The organism is Duganella aquatilis, assembly GCF_009674565.1.
Lineage (GTDB): Bacteria > Pseudomonadota > Gammaproteobacteria > Burkholderiales > Burkholderiaceae_D > Rugamonas > Rugamonas aquatilis.
In genome coordinates, this window is the sequence record NZ_WKJL01000001.1 from 559,620 (window position 1) to 581,012 (window position 21,393).

19 protein-coding genes are annotated in these 21,393 nt (G+C 65.6%); 12 read left to right on the forward strand and 7 right to left on the reverse strand.

The window, feature by feature from the left end; all coding sequences use genetic code 11:
- The first annotated feature begins 118 nt into the window (after window positions 1-118).
- The 8 genes from GJ698_RS02625 to GJ698_RS02660 all read left to right on the forward strand — a co-directional run bounded on the left by GJ698_RS02625 (window position 119) and on the right by GJ698_RS02660 (window position 7,731).
- Complete coding sequence (locus GJ698_RS02625; protein ID WP_154356012.1) at window positions 119-577, forward strand: Lrp/AsnC family transcriptional regulator; 459 nt, start codon at window positions 119-121, stop codon at window positions 575-577.
- A 73-nt stretch (window positions 578-650) separates the two neighbouring features.
- Window positions 651-1,451, forward strand: a complete 801-nt coding sequence (locus tag GJ698_RS02630; protein WP_154356013.1) for a beta/gamma crystallin-related protein — start codon at window positions 651-653, stop codon at window positions 1,449-1,451.
- Window positions 1,452-1,529: 78 nt separating this feature from the next.
- On the forward strand, window positions 1,530-2,039 hold the full coding sequence (locus GJ698_RS02635) for a sigma-70 family RNA polymerase sigma factor (protein ID WP_154356014.1): 510 nt from the start codon (window positions 1,530-1,532) through the stop codon (window positions 2,037-2,039).
- Window positions 2,036-2,989 (forward strand): FecR domain-containing protein, encoded by a 954-nt coding sequence (locus GJ698_RS02640; RefSeq protein ID WP_229259797.1) that lies wholly within the window; start codon window positions 2,036-2,038, stop codon window positions 2,987-2,989. Before GJ698_RS02635 ends, GJ698_RS02640 begins: the two co-directional genes overlap by 4 nt.
- 90 nt (window positions 2,990-3,079) lie before the next feature.
- The gene (locus GJ698_RS02645) at window positions 3,080-5,533 is read left to right on the forward strand and encodes a TonB-dependent siderophore receptor (RefSeq protein WP_154356016.1); all 2,454 of its coding nucleotides are present in this window, start codon (window positions 3,080-3,082) and stop codon (window positions 5,531-5,533) included.
- A gap of 13 nt (window positions 5,534-5,546) precedes the next feature.
- On the forward strand, window positions 5,547-5,795 hold the full coding sequence (locus GJ698_RS02650) for a DUF3649 domain-containing protein (RefSeq protein ID WP_154356017.1): 249 nt from the start codon (window positions 5,547-5,549) through the stop codon (window positions 5,793-5,795).
- A complete protein-coding gene (locus GJ698_RS02655) occupies window positions 5,792-7,384 on the forward strand; it encodes a PepSY-associated TM helix domain-containing protein (RefSeq protein ID WP_154356018.1) in 1,593 nt (530 codons plus the stop codon). The genes GJ698_RS02650 and GJ698_RS02655 overlap by 4 nt, the downstream gene beginning before the upstream one ends.
- Window positions 7,381-7,731 (forward strand): DUF3325 domain-containing protein, encoded by a 351-nt coding sequence (locus GJ698_RS02660; RefSeq protein ID WP_154356019.1) that lies wholly within the window; start codon window positions 7,381-7,383, stop codon window positions 7,729-7,731. The genes GJ698_RS02655 and GJ698_RS02660 overlap by 4 nt, the downstream gene beginning before the upstream one ends.
- Here GJ698_RS02660 and GJ698_RS02665 read toward each other — a convergent pair.
- Window positions 7,728-8,705: an NAD(P)H-binding protein gene (locus GJ698_RS02665; RefSeq protein ID WP_154356020.1), complete on the reverse strand. Its 978-nt coding sequence runs from the start codon at window positions 8,703-8,705 to the stop codon at window positions 7,728-7,730. The genes GJ698_RS02660 and GJ698_RS02665 overlap by 4 nt on opposite strands.
- Before the next feature lie 92 nt (window positions 8,706-8,797).
- Between GJ698_RS02665 and GJ698_RS02670 the strand changes: the two genes are divergently transcribed.
- Window positions 8,798-9,706: a LysR family transcriptional regulator gene (locus tag GJ698_RS02670; protein WP_154356021.1), complete on the forward strand. Its 909-nt coding sequence runs from the start codon at window positions 8,798-8,800 to the stop codon at window positions 9,704-9,706.
- On the opposite strand, the gene GJ698_RS02675 is transcribed toward GJ698_RS02670, so the two are convergent.
- Window positions 9,693-10,025 carry a DUF4124 domain-containing protein gene (locus GJ698_RS02675; RefSeq protein WP_229259798.1) on the reverse strand — a complete coding sequence of 111 codons (333 nt, stop codon included), beginning with the start codon at window positions 10,023-10,025 and terminating at the stop codon, window positions 9,693-9,695. The two genes, GJ698_RS02670 and GJ698_RS02675, sit on opposite strands and share 14 nt — an antisense overlap.
- A 174-nt stretch (window positions 10,026-10,199) precedes the next feature.
- Here GJ698_RS02675 and GJ698_RS02680 point away from each other — a divergent pair, with 174 nt between their 5' ends.
- Together GJ698_RS02680 and purT are read left to right on the forward strand one after the other, a co-directional pair.
- Window positions 10,200-10,952, forward strand: coding sequence for a DUF481 domain-containing protein (locus GJ698_RS02680; protein WP_154356022.1), 753 nt, complete (start codon window positions 10,200-10,202; stop codon window positions 10,950-10,952).
- A 14-nt stretch (window positions 10,953-10,966) separates the two neighbouring features.
- Window positions 10,967-12,175 carry a formate-dependent phosphoribosylglycinamide formyltransferase gene (gene purT / locus GJ698_RS02685; protein ID WP_154356023.1) on the forward strand — a complete coding sequence of 403 codons (1,209 nt, stop codon included), beginning with the start codon at window positions 10,967-10,969 and terminating at the stop codon, window positions 12,173-12,175.
- Here the strand turns inward: purT and GJ698_RS02690 are convergent, their stop codons facing one another.
- The 5 genes from GJ698_RS02690 to GJ698_RS02710 are packed head-to-tail and all read right to left on the reverse strand — an operon-like array spanning window position 12,176 to window position 17,717.
- Window positions 12,176-12,904, reverse strand: coding sequence for a LytR/AlgR family response regulator transcription factor (locus GJ698_RS02690; protein WP_229259829.1), 729 nt, complete (start codon window positions 12,902-12,904; stop codon window positions 12,176-12,178). It abuts the gene before it with no gap.
- A 44-nt stretch (window positions 12,905-12,948) separates the two neighbouring features.
- Window positions 12,949-14,115: a sensor histidine kinase gene (locus GJ698_RS02695; RefSeq protein WP_154356024.1), complete on the reverse strand. Its 1,167-nt coding sequence runs from the start codon at window positions 14,113-14,115 to the stop codon at window positions 12,949-12,951.
- Window positions 14,112-15,578: a carotenoid oxygenase family protein gene (locus tag GJ698_RS02700; RefSeq protein ID WP_154356025.1), complete on the reverse strand. Its 1,467-nt coding sequence runs from the start codon at window positions 15,576-15,578 to the stop codon at window positions 14,112-14,114. The genes GJ698_RS02695 and GJ698_RS02700 overlap by 4 nt, the downstream gene beginning before the upstream one ends.
- A gap of 12 nt (window positions 15,579-15,590) precedes the next feature.
- Entirely contained in the window at window positions 15,591-15,998 is a 408-nt protein-coding gene (locus GJ698_RS02705) for a DUF2141 domain-containing protein (RefSeq protein WP_154356026.1), read from the reverse strand.
- A 30-nt stretch (window positions 15,999-16,028) separates the two neighbouring features.
- Window positions 16,029-17,717 (reverse strand): PAS domain-containing hybrid sensor histidine kinase/response regulator, encoded by a 1,689-nt coding sequence (locus GJ698_RS02710; protein WP_154356027.1) that lies wholly within the window; start codon window positions 17,715-17,717, stop codon window positions 16,029-16,031.
- 117 nt (window positions 17,718-17,834) lie between these two features.
- Here GJ698_RS02710 and GJ698_RS02715 point away from each other — a divergent pair, with 117 nt between their 5' ends.
- Window positions 17,835-21,362, forward strand: coding sequence for a CHASE domain-containing protein (locus GJ698_RS02715; RefSeq protein ID WP_154356028.1), 3,528 nt, complete (start codon window positions 17,835-17,837; stop codon window positions 21,360-21,362).
- The last annotated feature ends 31 nt before the right edge of the window (window positions 21,363-21,393 follow it).

Below are 21,393 nucleotides of genomic sequence, written 5' to 3' on the forward strand. Positions count from 1 at the left end.
AATAGCCAGAAACGCGAAAAATAGGCTTCCTTAATTTATGTGAAATTCCCATATTTATAGCAGACTATCCTGCGCAAGCTAAAATACGTGGAATATTCATCTTTATAGGTAGCATTCCATGGAAATCGACGACATCGACCGCCGCATCCTGCGCGAATTGCGCCTGGATGGCCGCCTGAGTAACACCAAGCTGGCCGAAAAAGTCGGCCTCTCCACCACGCCGTGCTGGAACCGCGTGCGCGCGCTGGAAGAAGGCGGCATGATCGAAGGCTACGCCGCGCTGCTCAGCCAGACCGCGCTGGGATATCCCGACACCGTCATCATCGAAGTCACGCTGGACCGCCACGACGACGACATCTTCGAGAAATTCGGTCAGGCCCTGGCCAAGCTGCCGGAGGTGATGGAAGCCCACCTGCTGACCGGCGACTACGACTACCTGATCAAGGTCGCCGTGGCCGGCACCGCGGGCTACGAGGAATTCCTGCGCAAGAAGCTGTACAAACTCCCCGGCCTGAAACACAGCCGCTCGACCTTCGTGCTGCGCTGCCTGAAACGCGCCCACTCGGTCGAACCGTGACATGGTGCGCTTGCGTACAGAGCGCCGCGCGGAAACAGTTCATGCTTAAACTTCATCCAATCAGGAGAAGACAATGAACAAGACCATGAAGATCGCCGTGGCTGCCGCCGCAATGGGCCTGGCCTCGCAAGCGTTTGCGCAAATCACTTTCTATGAGGGCGAAGGCTGGCGCGGCCGCGCCTACAGCGCCAATAATACGGTGCGCGACCTGTCGCGCAATGGCTTCAACGATCGCGCCTCGTCGGTGGTGGTCGATCGCGGCCAGTGGGAAGTCTGCTCGGACGCCAACTTCCGTGGTCAATGCATGGTGCTGCGCAAAGGCAGCTACGAGTCGCTGCGCGGCATGGGGATGAATGACCGCATCTCGTCGGTACGCCCGGTCAAACCGCGCGACCGCTATGAAAACGAAGCGCCACCGCCCATCGCCCAGCCAAGCTACGAATGGCGCCGCCGTCCGAGTGAGCGCATTGTCGACGTGCCGGTCAGCGAAGTGCACGCGGTGGTCGGCTCGCCCGAGCAGCGCTGCTGGGTCGAACGCCAGCAGGTCAGCGAACCGCCGCGTGCTAACGCCGGTGGTGTGATCGCCGGCGCTTTGATCGGCGGCATCCTGGGTCACCAGGTTGGCGGCGGCACCGGCCGCCAGGTCGCCACCGCCGGCGGCGCCATTGCCGGCGCGGCCATCGGCAACAACGTCGCCAATCAGAACAACGTCTCGACGCGCGACGTGCGCCGCTGCGAAAACGTCAGCAACCAGAAACCGGAATATTGGGACGTGAGCTATAACTACCGCGGCGTCCAGCACCGCTTGCAGATGAGCGCTCCTCCGGGCAACACCATCGCCGTCAACAGCCAGACCGGCGAACCGCGCATGTAGTTCGGCTAGCGGCGAATCCGGCTTGCGGCGGCTGTCCGCCTCATGTAGAATGAATGAGAATAATTCCTATTCTCACAAATGACAGCCGCCGTTCCTCATTCCCACTTCACAGCCTTGTACAGCAGCCACCACTCCTGGCTGCACCGCTGGCTGTGCGTCAAGCTGGGCAACGCCAATGATGCGGACGACCTGGCTCAAGACACCTTTACCCGCATTCTGGGCCGCGCCGACCTGGCCGCGCTGAACGAGCCACGCGCCTTCTTGACCACGGTCGCCAAGGGCATCCTGGTCAACTGGTATCAGCGCCAGGCGCTGGAACGCGCCTATCTGGAAGCACTGGCCATCCTGCCCGAACCGACGGCCATCTCGCCGGAACAGCGTTTGCTGATCCTCGAAACGCTGCACGAAATCGACGCCATGCTGGATGCGCTGCCGCCCAAGGTCAAGCAAACCTTCCTGATGGCGCAGCTGGACGGCATGGGCTATGCCGACATCGCCGCGCAACTGGGCATGTCCCTCGTCACCATCAAGCGCTATATGAAGCAAGCCTTCCTGCAATGCCTGCTGGCGATGGAGGACGCGGCTTGAACGCGCGCGTGTCGGCCGCCGCGCTGGAACAGGCAGCTGAATGGCTGGTGCGCCTCCAGGACGGCGCCACCAGCGAAGACCGCGACGCCTGCGAACAATGGCGCGCCAGCGATCCGCAGCACGCGCTGGCCTGGGAACGCGCTGAATGCCTGCTGAATAAATTCGGTACGCTGCCGCCGGAACTGGCGATGCCGGTGCTGAACCGCGCGCCGGGCGCCTCGCGCCGGGCGGCGATTACACGCATCGTCGCGCTGATGCTGGCCGCGCCGGTGACCTGGGGAGGCTGGCGTTACGCGCAGTCGCAGCCCTGGACGGCCGATATCCACACCGCCGTCGGCGAGCGCCGCACAGTGACGCTGGCCGACGGCGCCAGTGTGACGCTCAACACGGCCAGCGCCATCGACGTCCGCTACACTGCCGCCGAACGCCTGATCGCCCTGCGCAACGGCGAAATCCTGGTCCGCAGCAGCCACCAGCGGGACGCGCGCCCGCTGCGGGTCAACACGCCGGAAGGCACGATGCAGCCGCTGGGCACCCTGTTCAACGTGCGCCGCCACGAATGCAGCACCAGCCTCGCCGTGCTGGAAGGCGCGGTGCGCATCACACCGGCCTGCGCCGCCGACGAAGCGCTGGTGATCGACGCCGGCAGCCAGACCCGCTTCAACAAACGCCATATCGCGCCGATCCAGGCCACCGACCCGGCCATGACTGCCTGGACCAGCGGCATGCTGCTGGCCGACCAGATGCGCCTTGACGAACTGGTAGCCGAACTGACGCGCTATCGCCATGGCCTGGTGCGCGTGGAGCCGGCGGTGGCGGCGCTGCGCGTCTCCGGCGCCTTCCCCATCGGCGACAGCGAGCGCACGCTGGACATGCTGGTGTCCACCTATCCGATCGACGCCGTCCAGCGCCTGCAAGGCTACTGGATTACGCTGATCGCGCGGGCCTGAAAAATATTTTGCATCGGGCTGATACTTTTTTCCGGGTCGGCTGGCATAGAGACAGAAACCTCTATCCGCCATCGAAAGGAAGTCACCGCAATGCCAGCCCACCGTTTTAGCCCTTCCGAACGCCGTCTCACGCGCGCCATCCGCATCGCCCTGTTCAGCATAACGCTGGCCGCAGGCCACGCCGCCATCGCTGCCGATGCGCCGGCTACAGCGCAGCAGACCTATCAGCTGCCGGCCGGCCCGCTGGCCCGCACGCTGTCCGGCGTCGCGGTCGGCGCCGGCATTGCGCTGTCGTTCGATCCGGCGTTGACCACTGGCCTGAACAGCCCTGCCCTGCAAGGCAGCTACACGCCGCGCGCCGCGCTGGAACGCCTGCTGGCCGGCAGCGGTCTGGCGCTGGTCGCCCGCACCGACGGCACGCTGACGCTACAAAAACAGGCGGCGCCCGCACCGGATAGCGCGGCAGCCACCGCCAGCGGCGCGACTGCCGCCACGCTGGCGCAGGTCGAAGTGCACGGTGTGACCGATGGCGCACCGGGCCAGGCGCGCAGCACCGGCGCCACGGGCCTGGAACTGTCGATCCGCGAAACGCCGCAGGCCATCAGCGTCATGAGCTCGCAGCGCATCGCCGACCAGAACCTGGAAACCCTGCAGGACGTCGTCGGCCAGACCACCGGCATCACGCTGGAACACGCCTCCTCCAGTCGCGAAAACGACCAGCTGTTCTCGCGCGGCTTCGCCATCGACACCTATATGTTCGACGGCATCCCGACCACCAAGCTGGTGGAACCGGCCGGCTTCGACGCCGCCATCTATGAACGCATCGAAGTCGTGCGCGGCGCCGCAGGCCTGATGGGCGGTAACGGCAGCCCGGCCGCCGCCATCAATCTGGTGCGCAAGCGCCCTACGCGCGAACTGCAGGCGGAAGCCGAAATCCAGGGCGGCAGCTGGGACAAGTACCGCGTCCAGGCCGACATCTCGGCGCCGCTGAGCGACGACAAGCATGTGCGCGGCCGCGTGGTAGTGGCGCAGCAGAACGCCGATTCCTTCGTTGACCGCTACCATCAGGACAAGGAACTGTTCTACAGCATCGTTGAAGCGGATCTCGATCCGTCCACGCTGCTCAGCGCGGGCTTCAGCTACCAGAATGAAAAGCTTGATAGTGCCAGCCGTGGCTTCGCCGCCTTCTACAGCGACGGCGCCAAGACCGATTTTCCGCGCTCGGTCAACAGCGCCTCCAGCTCCAGCTACTACCTCCGCAAGCAAGGCCTGGCCTTCGCCACGCTGGAACATTACTTCGCCAACGACTGGACGGCGAAGATCGCGCTGAACTACGCCGCCAACAAATACGACGCGGTGCAAGGCTACGCGGGACGCGGCTCGCTCGACAGGCAGACCGGCGCCGGCCTGTCCCTGTGGCAGACCAAATGGAACAGCAAGCCCGAACAGTACAGCATCGACGCGGCCGTCAACGGCCCGTTCGAAGCTTTCGGCCGCAAACATGAAGTGGTGGTTGGCCTGAGCGCGTCGGACATGAAGAACACCGGCCCAAGCTATCCGGCCTGGATTCTGCCCGGCTACGACGCCACCGTGCCGAACTTCTTCACCTGGAACGGCAACTCGCCGACGCCGAACTACGTCGGCACCATCAGCGGCAGCTACACCGAAAAGGAAAAGACGCTGGCCGGCTATGCGTCGATCCGCCTGCGCCCGACGGACGACCTGTCGGTGATCCTCGGCGCGCGCGTCTCCAACTGGAAGCGCGATACCGAGAGCCTGACTTGGGGTTCGCCGGCCGTGACCGACGAATTTGAAAAGAACGGCAAGATTACGCCATACGCCGGCGTGGTCTACACGCTGAATCCCCAGTGGTCGGCGTACGCCAGCTACACCGGCATCTTCTCGCCGCAGACCTACCGCGACCGCAACAACCGCGTCATCAATCCACTGGAAGGCAACAACGCGGAAGTCGGCATCAAGGGCGACCTGATTGACGGTCTGCTGAGCGCCAGTCTTTCGGTATTTCACATGCGCCAGGATAACCTGGCCGAAATGGATGCCGACCAGCTGGTGCTGCCCGATGGCTCCAACGCCTACCACACCGTCAAGGGCGCCACGGCCAAGGGATTCGAACTGGAAGTATCGGGCCAGCTTCAGCGCGGCTGGCAGCTGACGGCCGGTTACGCCCATTCGCGCATCGCCGATGCGCAGGGCAATCGCCTGCAAACCAGCCAGCCGCTGAACAACTTCAAGCTGTGGACCACCTACGACCTGGCCAACGTCGGCAACGGCCTGACCGTCGGCGGTGGCGTCAACTGGCAGGCGGACATCTATCAGGACGGCGCGGGCCCGAACGGCGAACGCTTCACACAAAACAGCTATGCGCTGATGGCGCTGATGGCGCGCTATCGCATCAGCAAACAGCTTTCGGCCACGGTCAACATCAACAACGTACTGGATAAGACCTATTACTCGTCCGGCTGGGGCAACTACTACGGCGATCCGCGCAATGTCACGGTGTCGCTGAACTACCGCTTCCGCTGATCCGGGGATCGCCATGAACCGCATCGCCGCCGCCATCATTGGCGGTTACCTGTTTGCCTCCAGCGCCGGCGCACTGCTGTCGGCGCTGTATGGTCCGGGCAGCGACGCCATGCTGGGCGGCGCGCTGCTTGGGTTGGCGCTGTATGCGCCGGCCATCATCTGGGCGTTTGCCACGCACAGCGCGCGCCGTGCCTGGGCCGGATTGCTGGGCGCGAGCTTCAGCTTTGCCGTGCTGGCCGTCGTGGCGGGAGCGTCGTCATGACCGGCGGCCTGCGCCAGCGCATGGCGTGGCTGCACACCTGGACCGGATTGTGGGTGTGCTGGCTGGCTTTCGCCATTTTCCTGACCGGCACCCTGAGCGTGTTCGTCGATCCGATTTCCGACTGGATGCGGCCGGAGCAGGTGCATGAGCACGTGGAACCACCGTTTTCCGGCCCGCTGGATCATGCGCAGCAGCTCAGGCACGGCCTGGATTATCTTGCGCAGCATGCCGCCAACAGCAAGATGTGGGAACTGTGGCCACGTGCCGGCGAAGACGAGTTCCAGGTGTTCTGGCTGAATGAGCATGGCTACTATCAGGACGCCCATCTCTCTTCCGCCACCGGCGCGGCGCTGCCGGAACAAGTCGGCGCCGTGCGCGACACGCTGGGCGGCATGCACTTCGTCGAGTTCCACCATGCGCTGCATGCCGGGACCACCGGCCTGTGGATCGTTGGCGCGGCATCGGCGGCGATGCTGGTGGCGCTGATTTCCGGCGTTATCACGCACAAGCGCATCTTCAAGGACTTCTTCACCTTCCGTCCCGCCAAGGGCCAGCGTTCATGGCTGGATGCGCACAACCTGGCCGGCGTGCTGACCTTGCCCTTCCTGTTCACGATTGTCTACAGCGGGCTGGCGATCAGCTGGAGCACGTATATGCCAGCCATTCCATGGGCCCAGCAACTGCGCACCGGCGAAGCCGCAAACGTGCGCGAGTACGGGCCGGAAAGCAGGCCGTCCGGCCGGCACGGCGAGCTGACGCCGCTGGACCCGCTGGTCCACATTGCGGAAGCCACCTTCCACAGCCCGGCCTACGCGGTAGTGGTCAACCATCCCGGCGACGCGGCGATGACGGTGCAGGTCTACAGCACCACCTCGCCGGACACGCAGGAAGGCAAGCTGCTGAGCAAGCGCGGCGTGATGAAGTTTGATGGCGTCAGCGGCGCACTGCTGGAAACCGAAATGCCCCACCGCGCGCCGCCCAATGGCGCCCGCGCCACCATGGCGACGCTGGACGAGCTGCATCGCCTGCATTTCGCCGGTTCGGTGATCCGCTGGATCTACTTCGTGGCCGGCATGTCAGGGACCGCGATGATGGCCACCGGCGCAGTGCTGTTCATGGTCAAGCGCCGCCAGAAGTCGCTAAACGAGTTTGGCGCCGCCACGCCGCGCGTGTATCGGGTGATCGATGTGCTGAACGTGGCAACCGTCGCCGGCCTGTCGCTGGCGTGCGTCGGCTTCCTGTGGTCCAATCGGCTGCTGCCGCTGGAACTGGCCGGGCGCCATGACCGCGAAGTGATGGCATTCTTCGGCGTGTGGCTGGCGGCGTTGCTGCATGCCGCCTTGCGTCCGACAGCGCAGGCATGGCGCGAACAGTTGTGGGCCGGTGCGGCGCTTTGCGTCCTGCTGCCGCTGCTGAACGTGCTCACGACCGGCCAGCATCTGCTGAGCTATCTGGCGCAGCGCGACATTGAGCGCGCAGCCGTCGAATTGACCGCCATCGCTTGCGGCGCCCTGCTCGCCACCGCCGCGCTGCGAGTGGGGCAACGCCGGCCGTCCACCGCAACCACCATGAGAAAGCCTGCGCTATGAGTTACGCCGCTATCGTCCTGACCGCTTTCGGTCTGTGCTTCGCCGGCATGGCGGCGTTTTCGCTGGCGATCGACCGCCATCATCGGCAGGTCTACGGCGACGACACGCCGGTACGCAAGCGCTACCTGCTGCGTGTCGCGGGCACGCTGCTGCTCGTGGCGGCGATTGTGCCGTGCGTGCTGCTGTGGGGCGGCGGCGCAGGCGTTGTCGCCTGGATCGGCATGCTGACCATCGGCGCGCTGCTTCCCGCCACACTGCTGCCTTACTGGCCGCGCCGCATTGCACCGCTGGCCGTAGCCGCCGGCACATTGGGCCTCGCCGGCCTGGCAGGCATCACGCTGACCTAGGCGTTGCGGACGACGCGCGCGGGTGCGTCGGCGCGCAGGCAACCCTGGCCCTGCAAGGTGCGGCGCACCGCCTCGTCCAGCGGCGTATGCGGTTCGCTGCCCAGCGTTGCGCGCAGGCGGGCGTTGGACATGCGCACCGGATGCCGCCACAGGTAGCGCATCTCGCGCAATTCGCGGAACACCGTCACGAATGGCGCCGCCACCGTCGTCAGCCACCAGGGGAATGCGCCGGCCTTTAACCCCGGCGTGCCGACCGCGCGGGCGATGGCCGCCGCCATTTGCGTGCCGTCCGCGTCCCAGTGGCCTTGCATGTGATAGCAGGCGAACAGCGGCAGCGCATCACCGCGCTCCAGCAAGCGCATCATGGTTTCCGCCACATCCGGCAGATACGCCCATTGATGGCCGACACCCGGCGCGCCGGGATTGCTGATCGACGTCACCGGCTTGCCGGGCTTGACCAGCCCTTGCGCGAACCAGTTGTTGCCGGCATCCGGTCCGAAGAAGTCGCCCGCCCGCACAACCAGCACCGGCAGGCCGGAGTCCTTCAGACGCCGTTCCATCTCCGCGCGGATGGCGCCCTTGCGCGTCAGCGGCCGTTGGGGTGAGTCTTCGGTGATGTGCAGGTACGCATCCGGTCCGTAATTGTAGACAGTCCCCGGCAGCAGAATGCGCGCGCCGGCAGCGCGGGCGGCGGCCATGGTGTTCTCCAACATCGGCAGCACCAGCTCACCCCAGTTGCGATAACCCGGCGGATTCACGGCATGCACAATCAGCTGCACGCCCTGCGCGGCGCCGACCACGTCCTCGCGGCGCATGGCGTCGCCGGCGATCCATTGCAGGCCATCGCCCGGTTTCGCCGCGCGATCCGGTGAGCGGTGCAGCGCCTTCACCGTCCAGCCGCGCGCCAGCAACACACGCGCCACTTCGCCACCGATGCCGCCTGTAGCGCCCAATACCAATGCCACTTTGTCCATGTCGTTCCCCGGTTGAGTTGATGGACAGAGTGTGGCCTCGTGCGAGCTAAAAGAAAATTACCGAAAGCTGCATAGCCGCTATACAATTTCGTATGACTCTTGCCGAACCAAACTGGGATTTATACCGTTCCTTCCTGTCGGTGCTGCGGGAAGGCTCGCTGTCCGGCGCCGCGCGGGCGCTGGGACTGACGCAGCCGACCGTCGGCCGCCACATCGACGCGCTGGAACAGGCGCTCGGCCTGTCGCTGTTCACCCGCTCGCAAGCCGGCTTCATCGCCACCGAGGCCGCCCACGCGCTGCAACCCTATGCCGAAACACTGTCCTCCGCTTCCGCAGCCCTGCTGCGCGCCGCCTCCGGCATGGGTCGTGGCGCGGACGCCCACATCACGGGCACGGTGCGCGTCACGGCCAGCGAAGTAGTCAGCGTGGAAGTGCTGCCGCCGATACTGGCGCGGCTGCGCGACAGCCATCCGGGCGTCACCATCGAACTGGCGGTATCGAACCGCATAGAAAACCTGCTGCGGCGCGACGCCGATATCGCCGTTCGCATGCAGCGCCCGGAACAGGATGTGCTGGTGGCGCGACGCGTCGGCAACATTGAACTGGGCTTTCATGCGCACCGCAGCTATCTGGAGCGCCACGGCACGCCGCACACCTGGGACGAGATGAGCAGGCACACGCTGATCGGCATCGACACGGAAACGGCGTTTACGCGCAAGCTGCAACCCTTGCTGGGTGGGCTGGCAAACAACGCCTATGCGCTGCGCAGCGACAGTGACCTGGTCCATCTGGCCGCCATCCGCGCGGGACTGGGCATCGGCATCTGCCAGGTGCGACTGGCGGCGCGCGATCCAAACCTGGTGCGCATCGCGCCGGACCTGCTGAACATCGCCATGGATACCTGGCTTGCCATGCACGAAAACCTGCGCGGCAATCCGGCCTGCGCGGCGGTCTACACCGCGTTGGCGGCGGGACTTGAAGACTATATCAACGCGAGCTGAGAAGCCGGCGCTGCTTGTGCAGTTCGTCCTGCATCTGCAGGCTTTGACGAGCGGCCTGCAAGGTGGCTACATCCGTACTGACCGTCTTGCGCGCCAGGGGGCGCGGCAGGTCGGCCCAACGGCTGCGCGGCGCCTGCACTGCAGGCGCGGAAGACGTCATCGCAACCGGCACGTGCTCGATGAAATTTTCGACGCGGTTGCCTTCGGGGCAATCGGTGTCGGTCAACAGCACATGCCCCTCGGCGTCCACGCAGCGGTTGACGGCAGCGCCGGCCATGCCGGTCATCACGGCCAACGCCGCGCACAGGATGAGTTTCATGATCGATGCCCCTTTGACAAGAGCCTTCATCATCGGCCCGCGCGCTCCGTGCGTCTGTACGGCCTCGCACATCCCGTCTGGAATGCGACATGCGTCCGCCATGTCGGGTACAATACCGCCTTCTTCCGTATCACACAGTTGTGATGCCGTCGCGCGGCATCCCTCTCTATGCCTATGAAATCTCTCCTGATTATTTCTGCGCTTGCGCTGGCCCACGGCTATGCCGCCGCAGACTCGATGGACCCCGTCAACGCTCACGGCTGGAACACCTCCGCTGAACTGGGCGCCATTTCCACCTCCGGCAACACGGTCGGTACTTCGGTGACCGGCAAGATCGACGCCAAGCAGGAGCTGCCCAAGTGGAGCAACGAGTACGTCCTGTCCGGATACTTTAAGGATGAAGAAGTCACCAACGACGACGGCGAAAAAGTCCGCGAGCGTTCGGCGCAGCGCTATTCGCTGTCGGCCAAAGCCGGCTACAAGCTGCTGCACGACGACCACGGCAAGCTGTATGCGCTGGCCACCCACGTCGACGACCGCTTCGGCGCCTATACCCGCTACTCGACCATCGGCGTCGGCTACGGCACCCAGACCTACCAGTCGGACACCCACACGCTGGACGTGGAAATCGGTCCTGGCTACTTCCGCGGCGTGCGCTCGGAAGGCGAAACCGAAAACGGCCCGACCGTGCGCGGCGCGGCGCTGCTGAAATGGAAACTGAGCGACAGCGCGCAGTTCAGCCAGAACGTCATCGTCGAACGCGGCACCTCCAACATCCACTCGATGGCGGAAACGGCGCTGCGCACCAAGATCAACAGCACCATGCAGATGAAGGCCGCCTTCAATATCCGCAACGACACCAGCGTCCCGGCCGACAAGAAAAACACCGATACGCAAACCTCGGTCACCCTGGTTTATTCCTTCTAACTTCCATTCGAACCATGAACACTCCACGCACTCTCGGCACGCCCCTGTCCCCTACCGCCACCAAAGTCATGCTGCTCGGCTCCGGTGAACTTGGCAAGGAAGTCATCATCGCGCTGCAGCGCCTGGGCGTGGAAGTGATCGCAGTCGACCGCTATCCGAACGCGCCGGGCCACCAGGTGGCGCACCGCGCCCACGTCATCAACATGACCGACGGCGACGCGCTGGCCGCGCTGATCGAACAGGAAAAGCCTGACCTGGTGGTGCCGGAAATCGAAGCCATCGCCACCGACAAACTGGCGGAGCTGGAAAAAGCCGGCAAGATCACCTGCATCCCGACCGCGCGCGCCGCGCAGCTGACCATGAACCGCGAAGGCATCCGCCGCCTGGCCGCCGAAACGCTGGGCCTCGCCACGTCGCCGTACCGCTTCGCCAGCAGCCTGGAAGAACTGCAGGCCGGCGCTGAAGCCGTCGGTTTCCCATGCGTGATCAAGCCGGTGATGTCGTCGTCGGGCAAAGGCCAGTCGAAGATCGACAGCGCCGCCGAAGTGAAAGCCGCCTGGGACTACGCCGCCGCCGGCAGCCGCGTGGATTCGGGCCGCGTGATCGTTGAAGGCTTCATCGACTTCGACTACGAAATCACGCTGCTGACCGTGCGTTCGCTCGGCGCGGACGGCCAGGTCGTCACCCAGTTCTGCGATCCGATCGGCCACGTGCAGGTGCAAGGCGACTACGTGGAATCGTGGCAGCCATGCCGCATGGACCCGGTGGCGCTGGAACGCGCGCGCGACATCGCGGGCAAGGTGACCTCGGACCTGGGTGGCCTGGGCCTGTTCGGCGTCGAGCTGTTCGTCAAGGAAGACATGGTGTGGTTCTCGGAAGTGAGCCCACGTCCGCACGATACCGGCATGGTCACCATGGCGACCCAGGTTCAGAGCGAGTTCGAACTGCACGCCAAGGCCATCCTCGGCCTGCCGGTCAACGTCGCGCTGAAGGCGCCGGGCGCTTCGGCCGTGATCTACGGCCAGCATGAAGCGGCAGGCATCGCCTTTGAAGGCGTGGCGGAAGCGCTGCGCGTGCCGAACAGCGATATCCGCCTGTTCGGCAAGCCGGAATCGTTCGCGCGCCGCCGCATGGGCGTGGCGCTGGCCACCGCCGATGACGTGGAAACCGCGCGCGTCAACGCCAAGCTGGCGGCCTCCAAGGTCAAACCCGTCGTCAAGTAATCACATGCCCCGGAACAGATCCACGTAGTTGCGGCTGACGACCAGCTGTTCCGGGCGCCCCTTCAGTTGCACCATCAGGCGGCCGCGAAAGTCCTGCCGCGTGCCCGCCACATGGCGTGCGGCGACGATCACGCTGCGGTGGATCTGCCAGAACTGCTGTTCATCGAGCTGCTCGCGCAGCTTGCTGATCGGCGTGCGTATCAGGCTCTCGCCATCCGCCACGAACACGCTGGTGTATTTGTCGTTACTCTGGAAGTAAATCACGTCGTCGATCGGGATCAAGCGCGTCTCCTCGCCGTGCGAGGCGCGTATCCACTGCAATGGCGCCGCTGTCGGCGCCGGCGCGGGCACACCGCCTGCCGTCAGCTGCGCCAGCAAGGCCTGCAAGGCCGCCGCCGGCACCGCCGCCTCGCCCGATGACGGCTTGAGACGCGCCTTCAGTTTGCCGACCGTCTTTTCCAGCCTTTCGATATTCGCGGGCTTCAGCAGGTAGTCCACAGCCGAATGCTCGAAGGCCTCCACCGCATACTGGTCGTAGGCGGTGACGAACACGATGTGCGGCGGCTTCGGGCTGTCCACCAGCTTGGCGGCGACATCCAGCCCGGTCAGGCCCGGCATGCGGATGTCGAGGAACACCACGTCCGGCGCCTCCTCATCGATCATGCGCAAGGCCTCGATGCCGTTGGCGGCGCGGGCGACCACGCGCAATTCCGGCCACACGGTTTTCAGCTGGCTTTCCAGGTATTCGCGCAGATGAGCTTCATCATCGGCAATCAGGGCACGGATGGTTTCGATGTCGGACTCGCATTCAAAGGCAGCATGAGGCGTACCGTCATGCCGCAGGGTTGATTTTCCAATAATTCTACCTTGGCGGCGCTGCCGTACAAACTGCCCAGGCGTTCGCGCAGGTTGCTCAGCCCGACGCCGCCGCCCGGCTTGCGCGGCGCCGATTCGTTCAGGCCTGCGCCGGTGTCGATGATGCGTACGCAGACCTGCCCGTTCTCGACGTGAGCGCTGACGACGATTTCGCCGCCCTCCACCTTCGGCTCCAGGCCATGCGCGATGGAGTTTTCCACCACCGGCTGCAGCAGCATCGGCGCGATCCTGAACTGCCGCAGCTCGTCCGGCAGGTCGATGCGGTAGCGCAGGCGGTCGCCCATGCGCACCTTCAGCACATCGAGATAGGCCGCGATCAGCGTCGCCTCGGAAGCCAGCGTGGCCTCCTCGCTGCGGCTGGCCGCCAGGCTGGCGCGCAGGTAGTCGATGAAGCGCTCCAGCATGCGCTGCGCCTCGGCCGGACGCGGGCCGATCAGGCTCACCACGTTGGCCAGCGTGTTGTACAGGAAGTGCGGCTCGATCTGCGCCTGCAAGGCGCGCAGCCGCGCCTCGGCCAGCATGCGCGCGCTGGCGGCGACAAATTCCTTCTGCTGCGCTTCCGCCACCGCGCGCGCGGCCCGCCGTTCGGCGGCGAGGCGCACCAGGTACAGCAGGAAGCCGACAATCGCCGCCACGATCAGTATCTGCAGCCACATCCCGCGCTTGAACAGCAGCAGGAAGGGATCGGTGCCGTTCAGGATCATGTTACCGAGGGCGACGCCGAAGAATACGCTGACCGCCATCAGCGTCATGCTGAACAGGACGCGCGGCAGGCCACGCGCGCGGCGCGGCCAGCCATGCAGCAGGCGGTTGGACAGCGTCGAACTGAAATGAATCATGGCGCCGATCAGGTTCGACATGAGCAGCATCGGCCATATGGCCTGGGAAAAGCTGGCCTTGTCAGGCCAGAACACCAGCTCCACCGTGGTGAACAGGAGCGCCATGCCGCAGCTCCAGACAACGGTGTACAGCATATTGCGGCCTGCGGAGGGCTGCCAGCGGCGGAACAGCGGAATCAGTTCCAGGGGATGCGCGAGCGCCGGCACGTTTTTTTGTTCAGTCATGCTTGAAAGTTACCATGAAAGCAAACCGGCGCGCGATATGGCAACCGCGCCAGCGCCATCGGACCGGCCTTGATGTTGTGCGCATCAAACACCGTCAGCACGCTTTGGCTGCGGCGCGTATCCTGCGCCACGCCGACCACGTAGCCATCGGTTTCGGAGCGCGCGCCGCGGCGCGGCACCAGCACGTGCTCCTCCACCTGCCAGCCGGCGCCGAAGGCATAGCTATCCACCTTGCCGCTGTCGGTGTCGAGCAGGTTGACGCTATCGAGTATCAGTTCGCGGCCGCTGGCGCCCAGTACCAGCAGCTTGCGGTGGCGCGCCGACACCACCTGCGGCATCACGCGCGGAAATTCGCTGACGCCGAACAGCCGCGCCTCGCGCGCCTGGCCGCTGGCGTAATCCAGTGTGATCTGCACCGTGCTGGCGGGATTGTCCGCCACCATGCGCATCTGGCCGCGCATCGGCAGGCCGGTCTTGCGCAAGGCGTCGCCTTCGTGCAGTACCGCGTCCAGGCGGGTGCAGGCGCCGTCCTCGTAGGCGTTCCCGAGATGGAAAACCGAACGCGCAGGCAGTTCGAACACCTGGCGCAGCGCCAGCGTATCCTTGGCAACCACCACCACACGCAGCGGACGCTGAGGATTCCAGTGCATGCGGTCGGCGAAGCTGGTGTCGGCATCGCTGGTCAGGTCGTACGGGGCAATCAGGAAAATCAGGTGGCGGCCGCTGACCACGAAGTCGTGCACCATATTCAGATGCGGCACCTCGATCATGGCGTTGCGCGTGACCTCGCCGGCTGCGTTCAGGCGGTAAATCGCCAGCTGGTTGGCGCCCGGCGCGGTGCCGAAGTTCCACAGGCCGCCGTCCGGATCCATTTTCGGATGGGCGGAAAACGGCATGGCCTTCAAGTCGCTGCGCCAGGTCTTGAGGCCGCGCGTAGCCAGCGTTTGCGGATCGACCTCGGTGGCCGAACCGCCCTCCCACAGCGCATACACGCGGCCATTGAACGGCAGCAGATTGGTGTTGGCGACATTGACGGTGTCGTTGTTCTTCACTCCCTTGCGGTCGATGTGGGTGCCGAAGGCCGGGTACAGGAAACGCCCCGCCTTGCTCTCCTCTTCAAACTTCTGCGTGGCGACGAAGCGGCCGATATGACTGACCTTGCCGTCGCCGATCTGCCAGCGCTGCGCAAAGCCGTCGCCGTCGAACCAGTGGTGATAGCGTTCGCCGCCCAGTTCAAAGCGTCCCGGCCCGTTGCGGTAAAAGACGCCGTTCAGGTCCGCCGGCAGGCGGCCCAGCACCGTGGCCTGGCCGGAGACGTCGCCGGTGTGGTCGGCGTACGCGGTCAGTTGCGCATTGCTGTCCAGCGCATGGTGGAAAGCTTGGTAGGTCAGGCTGTCCGCCAGGGCGGACGAGGAAGCCAGGCCCAGTGCGGCGAAGCTGAGGAATTGGCGGCGGTTGCTCATCTCGGCCTCCGTTCAGCGCAGGTTGACGGTGGCGGTGGCGCCGCTTTCCGGCAGCACGATGCGGGCGTCCTCGAAGCGCGGCGCGCCGCGTTTGCCCAAGGCGTTGTTACTGAAGGCGTAGTCCTCGGTCGGCAGTCCGACCATGTTGCGGTCCATCTCGCCGTTGCCGTTGGCGTCGTGGTAGACGGCGAAGGCGTATTCTCCGGTCGGCAGGTCCGTCACTTTCAGCTCGACCGCGCCAGCCCGCGCAGGTGCGGCCACGCCGCGCAGCGGCTTGCCGAGGAAGGTATCGGCCGAGTTGTAGATGGCAACCTTGATGTCGCCTTCCGCGCTGGCGACGCCGTCAATGTGGATGGTCAGGTCGGCGGCGGTGGCTGGCAAGGCGGCGGCAAACAGCACTGCAAGGATCAATTTGGACATGATGGACTCCCGGGTGGATAAAGTGTGAAGTCACTTTATCGGCAGCCCCAGGTCGTCGTGCGGCGGTGCGACGAAATGCGCCTGGCGGGAGCGAATTGCATCCCAATGGCGCGAAATGATGTCCAGCATCTGCTCCACATCCACCGGTTTGGCGATGAAATCGTTCATGCCGGCGTCGATGCACTGGTCCTGCTCGGCCTTCATCACGCCGGCCGTCATGGCCAGCACCGGCAGTTGCAGGTTAAGGCGGTGCCGGATCTGGCGCGTGGCTTCGTAGCCGTCCATTACCGGCATCTGCACGTCCATCAGCACGATGTCGTAGTCGGCGGCGCGCTCGCGCAGGCGGTCCACCGCGAGCTGGCCGTTTTCGGCGATGTCCACCTGGGCGCCCGCATGTTCCAGCATGCCGCGCGCCACCAGCTGGTTCAGCGGATGGTCTTCCACCAGCAGCAGGCGCAGTCCCTGCAGGCGCGGACGCAAGGCCGGCGACGCCGCAGGCTCGGGCCGCTGCGGTTGCGCTTCCTCGGCGACGTCGAATGGCAGCGTCACCACAAACTCGCTGCCGGCGCCAGGCGTGCTGTTGACCGAAATGTCGCCGCCCATCAGTTCCGCCAGCCGGCGGCAGATGGTCAATCCCAGCCCGGTGCCGCCGAAACGCCGCGTGGTCGAGGCGTCGGCCTGGTTAAACGCCGAGAACAGGCGGCTTTGCTGTTCCAGATCCATGCCGATGCCGGTGTCGCGCACCGCAAAGCGCAGGCGCTTGCGGTCGGCATCCCGCGCCACCCGCACCGACACGCTTCCGCGCTCCGTGAACTTGACCGCGTTGCCGACCAGGTTAATCAGGATCTGCTGCAAGCGCATGGCGTCGCCCACCAGCACCGCCGGCACGTCATCGTCGGCGCCGATATCCAGGCGGATGCCGCGCGCATTGGCCGGCAGCGTCATCACGTTGGCCAGCGATTCAAGCACCTCGCGCAGCAGGAAGGGCTGCGGCGCCAGCTCCATGCGCCCCGCCTCGATCTTGGAGAAGTCCAGCACGTCGTTCAGAATGCCCAGCAACACCTGGCCCGACGACCGTATCATGCCCACGTATTCCTTTTGCGCCTGACTCAGCGGTGTGTTCTCCAGCAGGTAGGCCACGCCGAGCACCGCGTTCATCGGCGTGCGGATCTCGTGGCTCATGTTCGCCACGAATTCGCTCTTGGCGCGGCTGGCCGCCTCGGCGCGCTGCTCGCTGTTCTTGCGGTCCGTGATGTTCATCGCGGTCAGATAGAAGCCGGCCACCTTGCCGTCCGGCCCCATGTCCGGCACCAGGTCGACCAGGAAGTGGCGCACGCCATCGACGCCCTGGAATTCACGTTCGTAATGCAAGCGACGCCCGGCCAGCGCCATGCGCAAATCGTCCAGCCACGGCTCGGCCGCGTCGCCAAATACCTCGCTGACGGTCTTGCCCAGCATCGATTGCGGCTCCAGCCCCCACAGCATGTGGTAATGGGCGTTGGCGAAACGGTAGCGCAGATCGCGGTCCAGGTAGGCGATCAGCAGCGGCAGCGTATCGGCCAGCACGCGCGTGCGCCGTTCGCTTTCCAGGCTGCGGCGCTGGGCCGCTTCGCGCCTGGCGTTCTGGCGCGCGTTGTTCACCAGGGACAGCAGGCCGACCAGCGCGGCAAACACCACCGACGCAGCCACGATCAGGGCATCGTTGGAAGGCAGAGACAAGGTTAACTCGCTATAAACAGGATGACAAAATATACCCCGCTACGGGTCCGAATGCCAAACCATTATGACAATATTTACGCTATAGTGGCTCATCGTTGACAACCACAGAACCTCGCCATGCGCGCGCTTGTGCTGCTCACGCTGTGCTACGCCCTGATTGCCCGCGCCAGCCTGCTGCTGGCGTTCGCGCATACGAATGTGACGCCGGTCTGGCCACCTTCCGGGATCGCCTTTGCCGCGCTGCTGCTGATGGGTTACCGCGCCTGGCCGGCTATCTTCTTGGGAGCCTTGGCCGCCAACCTCGCCACCTTCTATTCCAACGGCCTGTCGCTGCACGGCGGCGTGCTGCTGGCCTCCGCCCTGATCGCCGGTGGCAACACGCTGGAAGCCATGTCCGGCGTCTGGCTGGTGCGGCGCCATTTCGACATCAAGCAGCCCATCGGTCAGCAGCAGAACGTCTACCGCTTCGCGCTGGTGGCCATGGGCATGAGCATGGTCAGCGCTGGCATCGGCAGCACCACGCTGGTGTACAGCGGACTGGCGCCGGCCGCCGCCCACGGCGCCATCGCCCTGACCTGGTGGGTCGGCGACAGCGCCGGCATCCTGCTGGTCGGTCCCGCCATCATCGTCTGGTGCGTGCGGCGCCGGCCGCGCTGGAGCTGGCGCGGCGCGCTGGAGATCGGCGTGTCGCTGGTGCTGCTGGCGGCGCTGTCCTACATGGTCTTTGGCCGCCGCTATTCCTATGATGACGGCCTGGGATGGCTGCCCTATCTGTTCGTGCCGGCCATCGCCTGGTCGTCGTTCCGCCATGGCCTGCGCGGCGCCAGCACCATCTGCATGGTGGCGGCGGGCAGCGCGGTGCTGGGCACCATCCACGGCCTCGGACCGTTCGCGGTCGGCACACTGAACGACGCGCTGATCGCGCTGGTCAGCTTCATCATGCTGTGCAGCCTGATCGCCATGGTGCTGTGCGCCGACGCCAGTGAGCGCAAGCGCGTCGGCGACCATGCGATGCAGTTCATCGGCGCGCAATGGGGCACGCTGCTGATCGGCGTCGGCCTGACGGTGGCGGTGTGGCATCTGCTGGCCGCCAGCACCGAACGCCGCGCCCAGGAACAGTTCGAGGCGGAGTGCGCGGACATCGCCAAGCGCATCTCGCGCCGCATGACGCTCTACGAATCGGGCCTGCGCGGCGCCCAGGCGCTGTTCAAGGCGCAGCAGCAGCCAACCCGCGACCAGTGGCGCGACTTCGCCGAAGGCATGGACCTGGAACACAACTTCCCCGGCGTGATGGGACTGGGCTATGGCGTCTACCTGCGCGCCGACCAGCGCGCGGCGATGCAGGCGGATATCCGCAACCAGGGCTACGAGGACTTCACCATCTGGAACAACGGCCATGGCGCCGATCCCGGCATGTCGGCGGTGGTGCTGTACATCGAACCGTTCGCCGGCCGCAACCTGCGCGCCTTCGGCTACGACATGATGTCCGAGCCGACGCGCCGCGCGGCCCTGTTGCAGGCGGCGCGCAGCGGTTCGCCGTCGGTGACGGCCAAGGTGGTGCTGGTCCAGGAGGAGCAGAACGCCGGCCTGCCGGGCTTCCTGATGTACTTCCCGGTCTACCGCAAGGAGGTGCTGCTGGGTCCACAGTCCAGCCCCGAACAGCGCATGGCCGCCTTGCAGGGCTTCGCCTACAGCCCGATCCGCGCCGACGAGTTGATGCACGACCTGCTGGCGCCCGCCGACAGCACGGTGCGGGTGGAGATTTTCGACGGCGCCAAACCCGATCCCGCCGCGCTGCTGTTCGCCAGCGAACGCGAGCCGGCCGATCCGCAGCAGTATCCGAATCCCTACCTGCGCAGCATGTCGCTCGACCTGCTGCATCACCAGTGGACGCTGCGCTTCTCGTCCCAGCCGGCGTTCGAGGATTCCATCGACCGCCAGAAGTCGCACATCGTGCTGCTGGCCGGCGTGATTATCAGCCTGCTGTTCTTCGCCGTGGTGCGCGCGCTGACGGCGCGCCAGGCCTACGCCACCGCGCTGGCGCGGCAGATGACGGGCGCGCTGCGGCAGTCGGAAAGCTCGCTGATCGCCGCGCGCGACCAGGCCGAAGCGGCCAGCCGCGCCAAGAGCGAATTTGTCGCCAACATGAGCCATGAAATCCGCACGCCGCTCAACGCGGTGCTGGGCATGGCGCATTTGCTCGGCAATACCTCACTGTCGGCCGAGCAGCAGAAGTACGTGGAGATGATACGCTCGTCGGGCAACTCGCTGCTCAGCATCCTGAACGACGTGCTGGACTTCTCGAAGATCGAGGCCGGACGCATGGAGCTGGCGCCGGCGCCGTTCCAGCTGTCCGCCATGCTGGAGGCGATCGCCACCATCATGACGGTCAACGCCGGCGAGAAGGACCTGGAGCTGGCGATCGGCGTCGAACCGGGCGTGCCGCAGGCGCTGGTGGGCGATAGCCACCGCCTGCAGCAGGTGCTGATCAACCTGGTGGGCAACGCCATCAAGTTCACTGAAAAGGGATCGGTGGCGGTGCTGGTGGAGCTGGCGCAGGCGCCGGCCACGCTGCGCTTCACGGTGCGCGACAGCGGCATCGGCATTCCCGCCGACCGCGTGGCGCAGCTGTTCGCGCCCTTTTCCCAGGCCGATGCATCGATGACGCGCCGCTTCGGCGGCACCGGCCTCGGACTGGCCATCTCGCGCCGTATCGCGGCGCTGATGGACGGCGCCATCGACGTGCGCAGCACGCCCGGCGTCGGCAGCGAATTCATCCTCACCGTGCCGTTGCAGACAGGCGCCGAGGCGCCGCATGAGCGCCTCGGCGCCGTGCACCATCTGCTGGTGGTGGACGACGACCACATCAGCGCCGATTACCTGTGCCGTTCGATCCGCGCGCGCGGCTGGAGCGCAGACAGCGCCAGCACCGGCGAACAGGCGCTGGCCCTGCTGCGCGGCCACGGCGCGCGCTACGACGGCATCCTGGTCGACTGGGACATGCCCGGCATGTGTGGCCTGTCCACCATGCAGGCGATCCGCGCCGACGCCACCATCCCCAAAACCCCGGTGATCCTGATGATCAGCGCCTTCGGCCAGGGCAAGCTGCTGCACACGGACGGCGCGCAGATGGCCGACGCGGTGCTGCTCAAGCCCGTCACCGGCGCGCGGCTGGCGGAGACGCTGCAGCAGACCGGCGCCAGGGACGCCGCACCGCTGTCGGAGGTTGACAGCGCCGTGCAGCGGCTGGACGGCGTGCGCATCCTGCTGGTGGAGGATAATCCGGTCAACCAGCTGGTGGCCAGCACCATGCTGGGGCACGCCGGCGCGGTGATCGAGACCGCCGACAATGGCCGCGCCGCCGTCGACCATCTGCGCACCGAGGCGCATCGCTACGACCTGGTGCTGATGGATGTGCAGATGCCGGAAATGGACGGCTTCGAAGCCACCACCCGGATACGCGATGAACTGAAGCTGCACCTGCCGGTGCTGGCAATGACGGCCGGCGTGATGGCCTCCGAGCGCGAGCAGTGCATCGCCTGCGGCATGAACGACTTCATCGCCAAACCCATCGACGTCGAAGAAATGCTGCGCGTAATCGCGCGCAATCTCCCCACCGCGCTCAAAGCAGCATCCAGCCGCTGATTTGTCGCGACTTGCCACTCTCCCAAGCAGA

What these genes read in the sequence shown, in the direction of transcription:
- GJ698_RS02625 (WP_154356012.1), top strand. Translation starts at nt 119, where the DNA reads ATGGAAATCGACGACATCGACCGCCGCATCCTGCGCGAATTGCGCCTG.
- GJ698_RS02660 (WP_154356019.1), top strand. Translation starts at nt 7,381, where the DNA reads ATGAGTTACGCCGCTATCGTCCTGACCGCTTTCGGTCTGTGCTTCGCC.
- GJ698_RS02715 (WP_154356028.1), top strand. Translation starts at nt 17,835, where the DNA reads ATGCGCGCGCTTGTGCTGCTCACGCTGTGCTACGCCCTGATTGCCCGC.
- GJ698_RS02645 (WP_154356016.1), top strand. Translation starts at nt 3,080, where the DNA reads ATGCCAGCCCACCGTTTTAGCCCTTCCGAACGCCGTCTCACGCGCGCC.
- GJ698_RS02670 (WP_154356021.1), top strand. Translation starts at nt 8,798, where the DNA reads ATGACTCTTGCCGAACCAAACTGGGATTTATACCGTTCCTTCCTGTCG.
- GJ698_RS02700 (WP_154356025.1), bottom strand. Translation starts at nt 15,578, where the DNA reads ATGAGCAACCGCCGCCAATTCCTCAGCTTCGCCGCACTGGGCCTGGCT.
- GJ698_RS02695 (WP_154356024.1), bottom strand. Translation starts at nt 14,115, where the DNA reads ATGACTGAACAAAAAAACGTGCCGGCGCTCGCGCATCCCCTGGAACTG.
- GJ698_RS02650 (WP_154356017.1), top strand. Translation starts at nt 5,547, where the DNA reads ATGAACCGCATCGCCGCCGCCATCATTGGCGGTTACCTGTTTGCCTCC.
- GJ698_RS02705 (WP_154356026.1), bottom strand. Translation starts at nt 15,998, where the DNA reads ATGTCCAAATTGATCCTTGCAGTGCTGTTTGCCGCCGCCTTGCCAGCC.
- purT (WP_154356023.1), top strand. Translation starts at nt 10,967, where the DNA reads ATGAACACTCCACGCACTCTCGGCACGCCCCTGTCCCCTACCGCCACC.
- GJ698_RS02655 (WP_154356018.1), top strand. Translation starts at nt 5,792, where the DNA reads ATGACCGGCGGCCTGCGCCAGCGCATGGCGTGGCTGCACACCTGGACC.
- GJ698_RS02635 (WP_154356014.1), top strand. Translation starts at nt 1,530, where the DNA reads ATGACAGCCGCCGTTCCTCATTCCCACTTCACAGCCTTGTACAGCAGC.
- GJ698_RS02665 (WP_154356020.1), bottom strand. Translation starts at nt 8,705, where the DNA reads ATGGACAAAGTGGCATTGGTATTGGGCGCTACAGGCGGCATCGGTGGC.
- GJ698_RS02680 (WP_154356022.1), top strand. Translation starts at nt 10,200, where the DNA reads ATGAAATCTCTCCTGATTATTTCTGCGCTTGCGCTGGCCCACGGCTAT.
- GJ698_RS02630 (WP_154356013.1), top strand. Translation starts at nt 651, where the DNA reads ATGAACAAGACCATGAAGATCGCCGTGGCTGCCGCCGCAATGGGCCTG.
- GJ698_RS02675 (WP_229259798.1), bottom strand. Translation starts at nt 10,025, where the DNA reads ATGAAACTCATCCTGTGCGCGGCGTTGGCCGTGATGACCGGCATGGCC.